Genomic DNA, 12,442 nt, shown 5'->3' with positions numbered 1-12,442 from the left:
GGTCCGGAGAACACCTCGCGAACCCCTGGAGCCGCTCCGGTGCCGCGACGCGCCACGACGCGCCGGGACGAGATTGACGAACCATGCAGAGTTCTGCATACTCATGCATGTCAGCGAATGCAGTGTGAGGAGAATCCCGTGACCGAGCGCGTCGTACTCGCCTACTCGGGCGGTCTGGACACCTCCGTCGCCATCGGCTGGATCGCCGAGGAGACGGGCGCCGAGGTCATCGCCGTTGCGGTCGACGTCGGCCAGGGCGGCGAGGACCTGGACGTCATCCGCAAGCGCGCGCTCGCCTGCGGTGCCGTCGAGGCCGAGGTCGCCGACGCCAAGGACGAGTTCGCCGACGAGTACTGCCTCCCGGCGATCAAGGCCAACGCCCTCTACATGGACCGCTACCCGCTGGTCTCCGCGCTGTCGCGGCCGACGATCGTCAAGCACCTCGTCGCCGCCGCCCAGAAGCACGGCGCCGGCATCGTCGCCCACGGCTGCACCGGCAAGGGCAACGACCAGGTCCGCTTCGAGGCCGGCATCGTCGCCCTCGCCCCCGGCCTGAAGTGCATCGCCCCGGTCCGCGACTACGCGATGACCCGGGACAAGGCCATCGCGTTCTGCGAGGAGAAGGACCTCCCGATCGCGACCACCAAGAAGTCCCCGTACTCCATCGACCAGAACGTCTTCGGCCGCGCCGTGGAGACCGGCTTCCTCGAGGACATCTGGAACGCGCCGATCGAGGACATCTACGAGTACACCCAGAACCCGGCCGTCTCCCGTGAGGCCGACGAGGTGATCATCACCTTCAAGGAGGGTGTCCCGGTCGCCATCGACGGCAAGCCCGTCTCCGTCCTCCAGGCCATCCAGCAGCTCAACGAGCGTGCCGGTGCCCAGGGCATCGGCCGGATCGACATGGTCGAGGACCGCCTCGTCGGCATCAAGTCCCGCGAGGTGTACGAGGCTCCGGGCGCGATCGCCCTGATCACCGCCCACCAGGAGCTGGAGAACGTCACCGTCGAGCGTGAACTCGCCCGCTACAAGCGGCAGGTCGAGCAGCGCTGGGGCGAACTCGTCTACGACGGCCAGTGGTTCTCCCCGCTCAAGCGCGCCCTGGACGGCTTCATCAACGAGGCCAACCAGCACGTCTCCGGCGACGTCCGCATGACCCTGCACGGCGGCCGCGCGGTCGTCACCGGCCGGCGCTCCGAGGAGTCGCTGTACGACTTCAACCTCGCCACCTACGACACCGGCGACACCTTCGACCAGGCCGCAGCCAAGGGCTTCATCGACATCTACAGCCTGTCGTCGAAGATCGCCGCCAAGCGCGACCTCGTCTGAGCGGGTGAGCGCGTACGGGCCCCCTCGCACGCATCAGCCTGACAGCCGCCTCCTCACCTGCAAGGGTGGGGAGGCGGTCGCACACACAGACACTTCCGAGGAGCAACGCAAGTGAGCAGCAACAGCGGTGACGTACGGCTCTGGGGCGGCCGTTTCGCCGATGGTCCCGCCGAGGCCCTGGCGAAGCTGTCCGCGTCCGTCCACTTCGACTGGCGCCTCGCGCCCTACGACATCGCCGGCTCCCGCGCCCACGCGCGCGTGCTGCACAAGGCCGGGCTGCTCGACGACGACGAACTGCGCCGCATGCTGGCCGGCCTCGACCGGCTGGAGGCGGACGTCGCCGACGGCTCCTTCACCGGCACCATCGCCGACGAGGACGTGCACACCGCCCTGGAGCGCGGACTGCTGGAGCGCCTCGGCGCCGACCTCGGCGGCAAGCTGCGCGCCGGCCGGTCCCGCAACGACCAGGTCGCCACCCTCTTCCGGATGTACCTGCGCGACCACGCCCGGATCATCGGCGCTCTGATCGCCGACCTCCAGGACGCGCTCATCGGCCTGGCCGAGGCCCACCCGGACGTGGCCATGCCCGGCCGCACCCACCTCCAGCACGCCCAGCCGGTCCTGTTCGCCCACCACGTCCTCGCGCACGTCCACTCCCTGTCGCGGGACGCCGAGCGGCTGCGCCAGTGGGACGAGCGGACGGCAGTGTCGCCGTACGGCTCCGGCGCCCTGGCCGGTTCCTCCCTCGGCCTGGACCCGGAGGCGGTGGCACGGGACCTCGGCTTCGAGCGCGGCAGCGCCGCCAACTCCATCGACGGCACCGCCTCCCGGGACTTCGTCGCGGAGTTCGCCTTCGTCACCGCGATGATCGGCGTGAACCTGTCCCGGATCGCCGAGGAGGTCATCATCTGGAACACGAAGGAGTTCTCCTTCGTGACCCTGCACGACGCCTTCTCCACCGGCTCGTCGATCATGCCGCAGAAGAAGAACCCGGACATCGCCGAGCTGGCGCGCGGCAAGTCCGGCCGGCTGATCGGCAACCTGACCGGGCTGCTCGCCACCCTCAAGGCCCTGCCGCTCGCGTACAACCGCGACCTCCAGGAGGACAAGGAGCCCGTCTTCGACTCCTGCGACCAGCTGGAGGTCCTGCTGCCGGCCTTCACCGGCATGATGGCCACCCTCACCGTGCACCGCGAGCGCATGGAGGAGCTGGCCCCGGCCGGCTTCTCGCTGGCCACCGACATCGCCGAGTGGCTGGTCAAGCAGAGCGTGCCCTTCCGGGTGGCGCACGAGGTCGCCGGCGAGTGCGTGAAGGCCGCCGAGGCCGAGGGCAAGGAACTCGACGAGCTGACCGACGAGCAGTTCGCCAAGATCTCCGCCCATCTGACGCCCGAGGTGCGCACCGTCCTCAACGTCCCCGGCGCCCTCGCCTCCCGCAACGGGCGCGGCGGCACCGCCCCGAGCGCGGTCGCCGTGCAGCTCGCCGAGGTCAAGGCGGACGTGGCGGCGCAGCACCAGTGGGCGAACGCCGGGAAGTAGTCCGCCCGCCTCCGAGGGCCTCGCGGGTTACGTTGGTCCACAGCCGTAAGGAAGCGACCGAACGGAGCCCGCGATGCCCTTCGCCCGACTGGCCTCGGCCACGACGCCCACCTGCCACATCGGTCTGGGGCTCGCCGCCGTCGGGCGGCCCGGTTACATCAACCTCGGCCGGGACCGCGACCTCCCGGCCGACCGCACCGTCGACGCCCTGCGTGAGCGCACCCGTGAACTCCTGGACGCCGCCTACGCCCAGGGCGTCCGCTACGTCGACGCGGCCCGCTCCTACGGCCGTGCCGAGGAGTTCCTCGCCGACTGGCTCAGGTCCCGCCCGGACGCCGACGACGTCGTCATCGGCAGCAAGTGGGGTTACACCTACACCGCGGACTGGTCGACCGACGCCGACCGGCACGAGGTCAAGGACCACGGTCTCGCCACCTACGAGCGGCAGCGCGCCGAGACCGCCGAACTGCTCGGCGACCGGCTCGATCTCTACCAGATCCACTCGCTGACCCCGGACAGCCCCGCGCTCACCGACAAGGAACTGCACGCCAGGCTCGCCGAGGCCGCCGCGGGCGGCCTCACGATCGGCTTCTCCACCAGCGGGCCCGCACAGGCCGACACCGTCCGCGCCGCGCTCGCCGTGACGGTCGACGGCGCCCCGCTCTTCCGTACCGTCCAGTCGACGTACAACGCCCTGGAGACCTCCGCCGGTCCCGCCCTCGCCGAGGCGCACGACGCCGGACTGACGGTGATCGTCAAGGAGGGCATGGCCAACGGGCGGCTCGCCGAGCCGAACGCCCCCGAGCCGCTCAAGGCGGTCGCCCACGAAACGGGCCTGGGCTGCGACGCGGTCGCCCTCGCCCTGATCCTGTGCCGGCCATGGGCCGGTGTGGTCCTGTCCGGCGCCGCCACCCCGGGCCAGCTCGCCTCCAACCTGCACGCCCCGGCCGTCGACCTCGACGAGGACCAGCTCGCCCGCCTCGGCGCCCTGGCCGAGGAACCCGGGGCCTACTGGGAGCGGCGCGGACGGCTTCCCTGGCACTGAGCGCCCCGGCGGCACCCTCTTCCATCAGGAGCCGGTGAGACGCGTACGCCTATTTTGAGACATTGATGTCTCACTTGGGGTACTGTTGTCTCATGGCTGTCGATCGTGACCACGTGCTGCGCAGCGCAGCGACCCTGCTCGCCCACAAGTCCACCGCCACCATGGACGAGGTCGCCAAGGCGGCCGGGATCAGCCGGGCCACGCTGCACCGCCAGTTCGCCGGACGCGACTCGCTCGTCAGGGCGCTGGAGGCGCTCGGCATCGCCGAGTGCGAGGCCGCCCTCGACGCGGCCCGTCTCGGGGAGGGGCCGGCCGGCGACGCCGTACGGCGCCTGGTCCGCGCGATCGAACCGGCGGCCGGGCTGCTCTCCTTCCTCTACACGGAGAACCAGCTGTTCGAGGGCGAGGAGCAGAACGAGGGCTGGGCCCGGCTCGACGAGCGCATCTCCGAGGTCTTCCGGCGCGGCCAGCTCGGCGGCGAGTTCCGTATCGACCTCACCCCCGCATGGCTCACCGAGGCCCTCTTCGGGCTCATCGCCTCCGGCGCCTATGTCGTACTGAGCGGCAAGGTCGCCCCCAAGGACTTCCACCACATGATCACCGAGCTGCTGCTCGGCGGCGCACTGCGCACGGACACATCACGGAACGAGGAATCATGACCAGCACCCTGCAGCCGGCTCGCGCGGCGGAGGTGGAGCAGCGGCCCGGCCGCTGGCTCGCGCTCTCCGTCCTCGTGCTCGCCGTGCTGCTGGTGGCCGTCGACGCGACCGTCCTCGGTCTCGCGACCCCCTTCATCAGTGAGGACCTCAGGCCCTCGGGCACCCAGTTGCTGTGGATCGGCGACGTCTACTCGTTCGTCATCGCCGGTCTGCTCGTCTCCATGGGCAGCCTCGGCGACCGCATCGGCCGCAAGCGCATCCTGCTCGGCGGCGCCACCGCGTTCGGCGCGGTCTCCGTGCTCAACGCCTACGCCGCGACCCCGGAACTGATGATCCTGGCCCGGGCGCTGCTCGGCGTCGCGGGCGCCACCCTGATGCCGGCCACGCTCGCCCTGATCCGCAACCTCTTCCACGACCCTCGCGAGCGCAGCCTCGCCGTCGGCATCTGGGGCGCCACCGCCTCCGGCGGCACGGCCGTCGGCCCGATCGTGGGCGGCCTGCTGCTCGAACACTTCTGGTGGGGCTCGGTCTTCCTCATCAACCTGCCCGTGATGGCCGTCCTCGTCCTGGTCGGCATCAGGACCCTGCCCGAGTCCCGCAACCCCGACCCGGGCCCGTGGGACCTGGTGAGCGTCGTGCTTTCGCTGGCCGGCGTCGTCGGTGTCGTCTACGCGGTCAAGGAGGCCGCCGCGCGAGGCTTCACCTGGCCGGTCCTGGCCACGGGCGTGCTGGGCGCGGCCGCGCTGTACGGCTTCGTCCGCCGCCAGCTCACGCTGCCGAAGCCGCTCCTCGACATGCGGCTCTTCCGCAGCCGGGGGTTCTCCGGCGCCGTCCTCGCCGACCTGCTGACCGTGCTCGGCATGTCCGGACTGGTGTTCTTCCTGTCCCAGTACCTGCAACTCGTCCAGGGCAGGCGCCCGTTCGAGGCGGGCCTGGCCGAACTGCCCGCCGCCGTGGGCGCGGTGGTGGCCGGACTGCTCGCCGGGCGGGCGGCCCGGCGCTTCTCGGTGCGGAGCGTGGTCTCCGGCTCGCTGGCCGCCATCGGACTGGGGCTGGCCGTGATGACGACGCTCAGCGGGAGCACCGGCTATCCGCTGCTGGGTGCGGCCCTGCTGGTGGTCGGCGTCGGCGCCGGCTTCTCCTTCACGGTGACCGCCGACGTGATCCTGTCCAGTGTGCCCAAGGAACAGGCGGGCGCCGCCTCGGCGGTCTCCGAGACGGCGTACGAACTGGGCGCGGCCCTCGGCATCGCGCTGCTGGGCTCCATCGTGACCGGCGTCTACCGCGGCTTCACCGGCCCCGCGGGCACACCGTCCGCCGCTCACGAGTCGCTGGGCGGTGCGGTCGAGGCGGCGGCGAGCCTGCCGGCGCGCACCTCGGAGGCCCTGCTGCACGCGGCCAGGGAGGCCTTCGTGCACGGCCTGCACCTGGCGTCGGGAGCGGGAGCGGCGGTACTGCTGGCGACGGCGGTCGCGGCGTGGTTCCTGCTGAAGGGCCAGAAGCTCTGAACCCGGCCGAACGCCTCAACCCGGCCCGGCCTGCGAGGGCCTAGGCGGCCTTCGCCTTGGTCGCGTACACGTCGACGTACTCCTGCCCGGACAGGTGCATGACCTCCGCCATCACCGAGTCGGTCACCGCGCGCAGGACATAGCGGTCCCGGTCCATGCCCTCGTACCGGGAGAACTCCATCGGCTCGCCGAAGCGGACGGTGACGCGGCCCGGCCGGGGCAGGCCCGAGCCGCCCGGCTGGAGCTTGTCGGTGCCGATCATGGCGAACGGGACCACGGGAGCCCCGGTCATCAGGGTGAGCCGGGCGATGCCGGTGCGGCCGCGGTAGAGGCGGCCGTCGGGAGAGCGGGTGCCCTCCGGGTAGATGCCGAACATCCGGCCCTCCTCCAGCACCCGGCGGCCGGTCATCAGCGCGGCCACCCCGCCCCGGGCGCCGTCACGGTCGACGGGGATCATGCCGACGCCGGTGAAGAACCAGGCCATCAGCCGGCCCTTGAAGCCCTTCCCGGTGACGTACTCGTCCTTGCCGATGAAGCAGACCTGACGGTCGCAGACCAGCGGCAGGATCATCGAGTCGATGAAGGTCAGGTGGTTGCCGGCCAGGATCACCGGGCCGTCGCCCGGAATCCGCTCCGCGCCCTCCACCTGGGGGCGGAACATCAGGCGCATGATCGGTCCGAGCACTGCCTTGATGAACACGAAGCGGGACAACGGGCCCTCCGGTGTCTGGAGATGTCGAGGGATTGTTATGAGTCTGTGCAGGTGAGGACGATACTCGCGGCCCCGGGCCGAATGCACATCGGGCTCACCGGCTCTTACACACTGTTGACATACGTTTACCTGCGACGAAGGCGCATTTCGCCCCGATGACCCGAACGGAGCGATGTGATGCAGGTCGCTCGCCGTCCGGCAGGGGGAACGGATGTCCGCCGTGTCCGCCTTCGGCGGGCCGGCCGCGCCGCGGGACCGCGCCCGCGCACCTGAGTACGCCTTCCCGGGACGGGGCGCGACATGCCGACGGATCGTCACCCGTTCGGCCCACGGCGCCCGTTGTGTCCCGTACGGCCTCCCGTATCCCGTACGGCCTCCGGCGACACCCGGTGTCACGCGGGTGTTCGCCACGCGGTCTCCCGTCCGTCATCGGTGCCCACCTACGATCGGCGCGCGCACGGACGACACGAGACCAGGAGGCGGTCATGGGTACGCGGGAGTCGGACGAGCAGGGACGCGGGACGGGACGCCGGGCCGTGCTCGGGGCCGTGGTGCTGGGCGCGGGCGGAGCGGTCCTCGGACTGCCCGGCGTGGCCGGAGCCGCGGGCGAGGACGGCGGCCGGAAGGGCGGCGGGCTGAAGAGCCTGCCGGTGCCGACGATCGTCGGCCACCGGGGCGCCAGCGGCTACCGGCCCGAGCACACCTTCGGCTCCTACGACCTGGCCCTCGACCTCGGCGCCCATGTCGTCGAGGCCGGCGACCTGGTGCCGACGAAGGACGGTCACCTCGTGTGCCGGCACGAGCCGGAGATCGGCGGCACCACGGACGTCGCCGATCACCCCGAGTTCGCCGCCCGCCGCACCACCAAGACCCTGGACGGGGTGCCCACCACCGGCTGGTTCACCGAGGACTTCACCCTCGCCGAGCTGAAGAGGCTGCGCGCGGTCGAGCGCATCCCGGCCAACCGCCCCCACAACACCCTCTACAACGGCCGGTGGGAGATCCCCACCTTCGAAGAGGTCCTGAAGTGGCAGGACGAGCAGACCCGCAAGCGCGGCCGGCAGGTGTGGATCTACCCGGAGACCAAGCACCCGACGTACTTCCGCAAGCTGGGCCTCGGCCTGGAGGAGCGGATCGCCGCACTGCTGCGCAAGCACGGCAAGGACAGGAAGGACTCCCCGGTGATCCTCCAGTCCTTCGAACCGTCCAGCATCCAGCGGCTGAACCGGCTCGTCGGCAACCCGCTCGTGGTGCTGCTGTCGGACGCCGGCAGCCGCCCCTGGGACTTCGTCGAGGCGGGCGACCGGCGCACGGTCGCCGACCTCGTCACGCCCAAGGGCCTGAAGGAGATCGCCTCCTACGCGCAGGGCATCGGCCCGACCGTCGACCTGGTCATCCCCAAGGACGCGGACGGCAACCTCACCAGGCCGAGCACCCTCGTCCGGGACGCGCACGCCGCGGGTCTGATCCTGCACCCCTACACCGTCCGCAACGAGAACCCCTTCCTGCCGCCGAAGTTCCGCAAGGGCACCGCCGCCGACGCCTACGGTGACGTCCTCGGCGTGTTCCAGGCCTACTTCGCCACCGGCATCGACGGGATCTTCACCGACAACGCCGACACCGGACTGCTCGCCCGCGAGGACTTCCTGAGCGGCCGGCACGGCAACCGCTGAACCCCGCCGCCCCGTTCGGGGTGCACCTCGGCCGTCCCGGCAGCCCACGCCGGGACGGCCGCGTCGTCTCCGGTGAGTTGGGTATCTCACAGGGCAACCCGGGCCCGGAACATTCCAGTTGTCCGCGATGTCCGCAAAGGCTGCCCGAACGGGAGGTTGCGGCCCGTGCGACGCGGGGATAGGAGTGGGGGACGACGGCGATCAAGTGAGCGAGAGGCATGCGCACATGGGCATGAGCGTGACCATCTCTGCGGCGGCCGAGCAGGACGCGGAGCAGATCTTCAGGCTGCAGTACCTCTGCTTTCAGAGCGAGGCCGCGCTGTACGGCAACTACCGCATCGCCCCGCTCGTCGAGAGCCTCGACGCGATCCGTCACGAACTCGCCGCGGACTGCGTCTTCGTGGCGCGCCTCGGCGACGAGGTGGTCGGCTCGGTACGCGGCCGGGTGACCGAGGACGGCGCCGCCCTCATCAGCAAGCTCTGCGTCCACCCGCGCCTCCAGGGGCACGGCATCGGCGCCCGGCTGCTGCACGCGGCCGAGTCCGCGCTGGCCGGGGAGCGCGGCGCCACCAGGTTCCGGCTGCACACCGGGCACCGCAGCGAGGGCAACCTGCGCCTGTACCGGCGCGTGGGCTACCAGGCGGTCGGCACCTCCCAGGGCGCCGACGGCGTACTGATGATCGTCCTGGAGAAGCCGGACGGCAGCTACGCGGCGACCGCGTAGCACCGGCGGCCGGGACCCGGCTCAGGCCGCTTGCGGCTGCTGCTTCCGCGCCTTGCGCAGCCAGTACAGGGCCGACAGCGGAAGCAGCACCGGGATGAAGACGTAGCCCCGGCCGTAGTCCGACCACACGGTCGCGTCCGGGAACGCGGACCGGTCGAGCAGCGTCCAGGTGCCGACCGTCAGCACGCCCACGAGCTCGGCGACACAGCACGCCAGCGCGGCCCTGCGCGCCTTCTCCCCGCCGCGCACCAGCGAGTACGTGATGAAGCCGTACACGACTCCGGCCACCGCGGACAGCGAGTAGGCGAGCGGCGCCCGGTCGAACTCGGTGGCGATCTGGTAGACCGAGCGGGACACCGCGCCGACGACCATCACGCCGTACAGCCAGACCAGCAGGGTGCCCGGACCGCTGATGAGCCGCTGCCCGGCCGGCTTCTCCTCCACGGCGCTCATCTCACCTTCCCCAGATGTCATAGAGCCGCACCTCCAGGACGGCGAGGACCACTCCGCCCGCCGCGGCCGTCACCGAACCCCAGCGCGTCCGCTCGGTCAGCGACATGAGCCCGGCCGCCGGGACGCACGCGAAGGCTCCCAGCAGATACGCGACGAAGATCGTCGTGCCCTGCGCCGGCTTCTCGCCCCGCGCCAGCGCCACGACCCCGATCACCAGCTGGACCAGGGCCAGCAGCGACACCACCGCCATCCCGATGAGATGCCAGTCCTTCGTGGGCTGGTCACGGTAGGCCGCCCAGCCGCACCAGGCGGCGAGCAGCAGCGCGGCGACGCCGGTCACCAGCGTCAGGGCATCAAGCATGCCGCCGACCCTATTACGGGGCGGTCGGCCCGCCGCGCCCGGCCCGTGCGGGCGGACCCGCTGCCCGCCGGTGCGGCGCCCCGCGGTGCGGCGCCGTGGCGTTGGCCACAGTCCGGTGGGTGCCATGCCCTGCCCGACCGTTCGGACGGGCGCCCACGGGCCTTGTCCGCACTGGTCAACAGCGCGAAACCCCAGGTCCGTGCCGTCCCACCCGACTGTCCACGTGTGTCCAGCATGCGGACAGCGAGGCCCCCCGGGGCCCATCTCTCTGGTTTACTGACCCGCATGACCACGACGAGCGACCGCATCCCCGCGACCGAGGCGACTGTGCCGCCCGGTGCTCGTTGTATGTGTCCTGTACGTCGAATGTGCGCCTTCTAGAGGGCCCCTGCACCAGCTGAGCCTCGCGCCCCGAAGCGAGAGCCCGCTCATCCACGCCCGCGTCCGGTCCGTCCGGCGCCCGCGGCTGAGCCACGCCCCCGCGCACACGTTTCTCCCATTTTGAGCACCTCTGCGAGAGTCGTGCCGCGTTCTGGCGCCCCCCGACCATGAATGCCGTGCCCGGCGCCCACGACGCGCCGCGCACTCGACAGTGACGGAAACCCACGTGATCACCACATCGGGCCTCACCAAGGTCTACAGCTCGCGCGGCCGTGAGATCACCGCGCTCGACGGTGTCGACCTGCACGTCCGTGAGGGCGAGGTGTACGGCGTCATCGGCCAGTCCGGCGCCGGCAAGTCCTCGCTCATCCGCTGCGTCAACCTGCTGGAGCGCCCCACTGCCGGCACGGTCACCGTCGCCGGGCAGGACCTCACCGCCCTGGCCGGCCGCGGCCACCGGGCGGGCAAGGACCTGCGGCGGGCGCGCAGCCGGATCGGCATGGTCTTCCAGCACTTCAACCTGCTGTCCTCGCGCACCGTCCAGGACAACGTCGAACTGCCCCTGGAGATCCTCGGCACATCCGGGAAGGAACGTTCCCGCAGGGCGCTCGAACTCCTCGACCTCGTCGGCCTCGCCGACAAGGCGCGGGCCTACCCCGCGCAGCTCTCCGGCGGCCAGAAGCAGCGCGTCGGCATCGCCCGCGCCCTCGCCGGCGACCCCAAGGTGCTGCTGTCCGACGAGGCCACCAGCGCCCTCGACCCGGAGACCACCCGCTCCGTCCTCCGGCTGCTGCGCGACCTGAACCGGCAACTCGGCCTGACCGTCCTGCTCATCACGCACGAGATGGACGTCGTGAAGTCCGTCTGCGACTCGGCGGCGCTCATGGAGAACGGCCGCATCGTCGAGTCGGGCACGGTGACCGAACTGCTCGCCACCCCGGGCTCCGAACTGGCCGCCGCGCTCTTCCCGGTCGGCGGCGAGGCCTCCGCCGACGACCGGACCGTCATCGACGTCACCTTCCACGGCGAGAGCGCGACCCAGCCCGTCATCTCCCAGCTGTCCCGCACGTACAACATCGACATCTCGATCCTCGGCGCGGCCGTCGACACGGTCGGCGGCCTCCAGGTCGGCCGGATGCGCATCGAACTGCCCGGCCGCTACGAGGACAACGTGGTGCCCATCGGCTTCCTGCGCGAACAGGGCCTGCAGATCGACGTCGTCGACCACACCCCGGCCGCCCGTCCGGAGCCGGTGAAGGATGGTGCCAAGTGACCTGGTTCGAAATGCAGCCCCTGCTGTCCCAGGCGAGTTGGGACACCCTCTACATGGTCGGCTGGTCCACGCTCGTCGCCGTCGTCGGCGGACTGCCCCTCGGCGTCCTGCTGGTCCTCACCGACCGCGGCGGGCTGCTCCAGAACGTGGTCGCCAACAAGGTGATCGGGCAGGTCGTGAACATCGCCCGCTCGATGCCGTTCATCATCCTGATGGTCGCCCTGATGGGCTTCACCCGCTGGGTCACCGGCACCACGATCGGCCGCGAGGCCGCCATCGTGCCGCTGGCCATCGGCGCCATCCCCTTCTTCGCCCGGCTCGTCGAGACGGCCGTCCGCGAGGTGGACGGCGGACTGGTCGAGGCCGTCCAGGCGATGGGCGGCAACACCTGGACCGTCGTCCGCAAGGTCCTCGTCCCCGAGTCCCTGCCCTCGCTGATCTCCTCGACCACCACCACGATCGTCGCGCTCATCGGCTACTCCGCGATGGCAGGCACGGTCGGCGCCGGCGGCCTCGGCGACATCGCCATCCGCTACGGCTACATGCGCTTCGAGACCCAGCTCATGTGGATCACCGTGGCCATCCTCGCCGTGGTCATCTCGGCCATCCAGTTCGCCGGCGACGCCACCGCCCGCGCCCTGCACCGCCGCTCCGGCCGCTCCGGTCCCGGGCCGAGGCTGCGGCTGCTCAAGGCCGCGGAGCCCGCGGCCCCCGGCGTCGGCAAGGCCGCCTGAAGCTTTCTCTCCCCATCTCCCCGTACCCGGGGTCGCACCACCGAAGGA

General features: G+C 71.3%; 12 protein-coding genes. 9 read left to right on the top strand and 3 right to left on the bottom strand.

Features of this window, described 5'->3' with window-relative positions; translation table 11 throughout:
• Nucleotides 1-138: 138 nt before the first annotated feature.
• The 5 genes from ACIP4X_RS15310 to ACIP4X_RS15290 all read left to right on the top strand — a co-directional run bounded on the left by ACIP4X_RS15310 (nucleotide 139) and on the right by ACIP4X_RS15290 (nucleotide 6,083).
• Nucleotides 139-1,332 carry an argininosuccinate synthase gene (locus ACIP4X_RS15310; RefSeq protein ID WP_358736081.1) on the top strand — a complete coding sequence of 398 codons (1,194 nt, stop codon included), beginning with the start codon at nucleotides 139-141 and terminating at the stop codon, nucleotides 1,330-1,332.
• Between the two features lie 111 nt (nucleotides 1,333-1,443).
• Entirely contained in the window at nucleotides 1,444-2,871 is a 1,428-nt protein-coding gene (gene argH / locus ACIP4X_RS15305) for an argininosuccinate lyase (protein ID WP_391456480.1), read from the top strand.
• Between the two features lie 73 nt (nucleotides 2,872-2,944).
• On the top strand, nucleotides 2,945-3,916 hold the full coding sequence (locus tag ACIP4X_RS15300) for an aldo/keto reductase (protein ID WP_391456482.1): 972 nt from the start codon (nucleotides 2,945-2,947) through the stop codon (nucleotides 3,914-3,916).
• A 92-nt stretch (nucleotides 3,917-4,008) separates the two neighbouring features.
• Nucleotides 4,009-4,575, top strand: a complete 567-nt coding sequence (locus tag ACIP4X_RS15295) for a helix-turn-helix domain-containing protein (RefSeq protein WP_358736075.1) — start codon at nucleotides 4,009-4,011, stop codon at nucleotides 4,573-4,575.
• Nucleotides 4,572-6,083 carry an MFS transporter gene (locus ACIP4X_RS15290; RefSeq protein ID WP_358736073.1) on the top strand — a complete coding sequence of 504 codons (1,512 nt, stop codon included), beginning with the start codon at nucleotides 4,572-4,574 and terminating at the stop codon, nucleotides 6,081-6,083. The genes ACIP4X_RS15295 and ACIP4X_RS15290 overlap by 4 nt, the downstream gene beginning before the upstream one ends.
• Nucleotides 6,084-6,123: 40 nt before the next feature.
• Here the strand turns inward: ACIP4X_RS15290 and ACIP4X_RS15285 are convergent, their stop codons facing one another.
• Nucleotides 6,124-6,795 (bottom strand): lysophospholipid acyltransferase family protein, encoded by a 672-nt coding sequence (locus tag ACIP4X_RS15285; RefSeq protein WP_358736071.1) that lies wholly within the window; start codon nucleotides 6,793-6,795, stop codon nucleotides 6,124-6,126.
• A 485-nt stretch (nucleotides 6,796-7,280) separates the two neighbouring features.
• On the opposite strand from ACIP4X_RS15285, the gene ACIP4X_RS15280 reads away from it, so the two are divergent.
• Together ACIP4X_RS15280 and ACIP4X_RS15275 are read left to right on the top strand one after the other, a co-directional pair.
• A complete protein-coding gene (locus ACIP4X_RS15280; protein ID WP_391456485.1) occupies nucleotides 7,281-8,468 on the top strand; it encodes a glycerophosphodiester phosphodiesterase family protein in 1,188 nt (395 codons plus the stop codon).
• A 226-nt stretch (nucleotides 8,469-8,694) separates the two neighbouring features.
• The gene (locus ACIP4X_RS15275; RefSeq protein WP_358736164.1) at nucleotides 8,695-9,192 is read left to right on the top strand and encodes a GNAT family N-acetyltransferase; all 498 of its coding nucleotides are present in this window, start codon (nucleotides 8,695-8,697) and stop codon (nucleotides 9,190-9,192) included.
• 21 nt (nucleotides 9,193-9,213) lie between these two features.
• Here ACIP4X_RS15275 and ACIP4X_RS15270 read toward each other — a convergent pair whose 3' ends face one another.
• Nucleotides 9,214-9,645: a hypothetical protein gene (locus tag ACIP4X_RS15270; RefSeq protein WP_100567820.1), complete on the bottom strand. Its 432-nt coding sequence runs from the start codon at nucleotides 9,643-9,645 to the stop codon at nucleotides 9,214-9,216.
• A 1-nt stretch (nucleotide 9,646) separates the two neighbouring features.
• Entirely contained in the window at nucleotides 9,647-10,006 is a 360-nt protein-coding gene (locus tag ACIP4X_RS15265) for a hypothetical protein (RefSeq protein WP_358736068.1), read from the bottom strand.
• A gap of 607 nt (nucleotides 10,007-10,613) precedes the next feature.
• Here ACIP4X_RS15265 and ACIP4X_RS15260 point away from each other — a divergent pair.
• Together ACIP4X_RS15260 and ACIP4X_RS15255 are read left to right on the top strand one after the other, a co-directional pair.
• Nucleotides 10,614-11,660 (top strand): ATP-binding cassette domain-containing protein, encoded by a 1,047-nt coding sequence (locus ACIP4X_RS15260; RefSeq protein WP_358736066.1) that lies wholly within the window; start codon nucleotides 10,614-10,616, stop codon nucleotides 11,658-11,660.
• The gene (locus ACIP4X_RS15255) at nucleotides 11,657-12,394 is read left to right on the top strand and encodes a methionine ABC transporter permease (RefSeq protein WP_401348677.1); all 738 of its coding nucleotides are present in this window, start codon (nucleotides 11,657-11,659) and stop codon (nucleotides 12,392-12,394) included. The genes ACIP4X_RS15260 and ACIP4X_RS15255 overlap by 4 nt, the downstream gene beginning before the upstream one ends.
• Nucleotides 12,395-12,442 lie beyond the last annotated feature (48 nt).

Origin of the sequence: Streptomyces sp. NPDC088817 (assembly GCF_044750345.1) — a bacterium.
Classification (GTDB): domain Bacteria; phylum Actinomycetota; class Actinomycetes; order Streptomycetales; family Streptomycetaceae; genus Streptomyces.
This window is presented reverse-complemented; position numbering and strand designations above follow the sequence as displayed.